Origin of the sequence: Bacteroides sp. (genome assembly GCF_052357945.1) — a bacterium.
Classification (GTDB): domain Bacteria; phylum Bacteroidota; class Bacteroidia; order Bacteroidales; family Bacteroidaceae; genus Bacteroides.
This window is the reverse complement of the sequence record NZ_DAWCXD010000276.1, coordinates 1-2,852: the sequence shown is the minus strand read 5'-3', so window position 1 is coordinate 2,852 and position 2,852 is coordinate 1. Positions and strand designations below refer to the sequence as shown.

Annotated in this window: 2 protein-coding genes and 1 pseudogene; all 3 read right to left on the bottom strand. The window is 40.1% G+C overall.

The window, feature by feature from the left end:
- Positions 1–1,319, bottom strand: a 1,319-nt coding sequence (locus tag ACT8YW_RS22755) for a dihydroorotase (protein ID WP_444107231.1), incomplete at its 3' end; no start/stop codon positions are given.
- A complete protein-coding gene (locus ACT8YW_RS22750; protein WP_004312608.1) occupies positions 1,316–2,059 on the bottom strand; it encodes a polyprenol monophosphomannose synthase in 744 nt (247 codons plus the stop codon). The genes ACT8YW_RS22755 and ACT8YW_RS22750, both read right to left, overlap by 4 nt.
- A 448-nt stretch (positions 2,060–2,507) precedes the next feature.
- Positions 2,508–2,852, bottom strand: a pseudogene (locus tag ACT8YW_RS22745) (DEAD/DEAH box helicase); the annotation flags it as partial.

Genomic DNA, 2,852 nt, shown 5'->3' with positions numbered 1-2,852 from the left:
TGTCCGCGATAAGTCTCGTCTATTTCTCCGTTGTTATATAACAGATGTCCGTTTACAAATGTTTTCTCTACTTTCCAGTCGAATGTGTGTCCCTCTAATGGACTCCATTTACATTTGCTTAGAATACAATCGGTTGTTACAGTCCATTCGCTTCCGGGACGGACTAATACCAGGTCGGCCTGATAGCCTTTGCGAATGAATCCTCTGTTTTGTATCTCATACATCTGCGCAGGAGCATGAGCCATCTTTTCTACTACTTTTTCGATAGTAAACACTCCTTTTTCTGTCAACTCCAACATGCTGACGAGTGAGAACTGAATCATTGGCATTCCGGACATTGCTTTTAAGGCACCGCCTTCTTTTTCGCTAAGTAAATGTGGGGCATGATCTGTGGCAATAGCATCAATCAAACCGCTATTGACAGCCTCTTGCAAAGCTTTCCGGTCTTGCGCTGTCTTAATGGCAGGGTTGCATTTGATGCGGGCACCCAGTGTCTGATAATCCTCTTCCGTAAAGAGCAGATGAGAAACACAGGCTTCTGCCGTGATCTTTTTTTGTACCAAAGGTACGTTAGAAAACAGACTCAACTCTTTAGCTGTGGAAATATGCATGATGTGCAGGCGGGCGTTTGTCTCACGTGCCAACTGTACTGCCAGTTCGGATGAACGATAGCAAGCTTCTTCCGAACGAAGGAGCGGATGAAGAGCCAGAGGTACATTGTCTCCGTATTCTTTCTTGTATTTATCCGTATTTTCTTTGATAATTCCCTGGTCTTCGCAATGAGCAGCGATGAGCAGATCGGTTCCACCGAATATATTACGCAGACTGGCCATCCGGTCTACCAGCATATTGCCGGTGCTTGAACCCATAAATAACTTCACGCCACAAACCCGGTGTTTATCCAGTTGCGCAAACTGGGTATAGTTATTATTCGTTGCTCCGAAATAGCAGGAATAGTTGACTGCTGATTTCTCACCTAGTAGGGTGAATTTCTCTTCCAAAGCCTCCAGCGTCGTAGTCTGCGGGTTTGTATTGGGCATGTCCATGATGGAAGTGACACCTCCTGCTGCCGCGGCATGGCTTTCTGTGGTAATATCAGCTTTATGAGTCAGTCCGGGATCGCGGAAATGAACATGCTCGTCGATGGCACCCGGCAGGAGATAACACCCGCTTGCGTCAATGACTTCGTCACAAGGGGCAGTTGCTTTTTCTTCACCCACCAATATTTCGGCTATCTTTTCATTTTCAATGACTACTGAACCCAGTACTTTTCTTCCTTCGTTAACAATAACGGCATTTTGAATCAGTGTACGTTTCATGACTTTTGCGGGAATTTATGGAACCAACTATTTACTTTTAATTTAATCACACCAAATATGGCCTCTCCAAAGATGCTGCTATTCATCTTGGAAGTCCCTAGTTCACGATTAATGAAAATCACGGGAACTTCGATGATTTTAAAACCACATTTGTAAGCGGTGAATTTCATTTCAATCTGAAAAGCATATCCCTTAAAACGGATATGATCCAAATCAATCATTTCCAGTACCTGACGGCGGTAGCAGACAAATCCGGCAGTCGTGTCGTGTACGGGTATTCCTGTGATGAACCGCACATATTTGGAAGCAAAGTACGACATCAATACCCGTCCCATCGGCCAATTCACTACATTCACTCCGCTGATGTAGCGGGAGCCGATAGATACATCTCCACCCTGTTCCGAACAAGCCTGATACAAACGGGGCAAATCGTTCGGATTATGACTGAAGTCGGCATCCATTTCAAAGATATACTCGTATGCGTGTTCCAATGCCCATTTAAATCCGGTAATATAGGCAGTGCCCAATCCTAGTTTCCCTTTACGCTCAATCATAAAAAGCCGTTCGGGAAATTCTTGTTGCAAGGTTTTTACGATGGTTGCCGTTCCGTCCGGAGAGCCGTCTTCTATTACCAGAATATGGAATACTTTGGGAAGGCCGAATACGGCACGGATGATATTTTCTATGTTCTCCCGTTCATTATAGGTAGGGATAATTACAATGCTATCCGATGTCTGCATATAGATACTATAAAATTTAAAACAAAAGTAGTTCTTTTCCTTTAGTTATAGCCGAACTAAGGAAAATTTAACGTGAAGAGCAGAATGCAATCTTTTGTTTCTTGGTGTGAAACGGTTTGTTCCTCGGTGTGAAACAAGTTGTTTCTCGGTGTAAAAGAGTGTAGTTCGTTTTAATCTTTTATAAATCAGCGATTAAAAGTGTTTTTATAAAGATGCAGGTAACGATATAGTAGTGGAAGTCCAGCTACACATTGCATTGCTCTGCATAATTTCAAATATCTCTCTACGACAAAGATAGTCAATGTTGTTAATAGTTACAAGTTAATCAAAACTTATTTTAGTTTGTAATTGGTTGTTTAATGCTTCAAGAATAAGCCTTATAGCGATAAATTAACAACTAATAATGTCTAAATACTTATTCTCATCTCTCCCCAAAAGTATATAGTAATTACGTAAATACCACATAAGGATTCATGCAAGTTATTTTCCAAAGTTTATCATCTTCGTCATAATCAAAGTAAATTCCATTAATATTACTGACTTTAGAAAAGTCAATATCTGATTCACCTATTTCATTTATAACACTAAAATTCGGACTAACTAAATATTGCTTATCATTAATTATTCTTGCCATTAACCTTTTTGTTCTTTTATGTACTTTTCCATATCTGAAGTTAGGAACTTTTTTAATTTTTATAAATTTTCTCTTCGAAAATCTTACTAATAAATCGATCCATAATGCTGAATTTTCTGATACTTGGTTTTTATAGTAATCAGCATGGTCTATTAAATC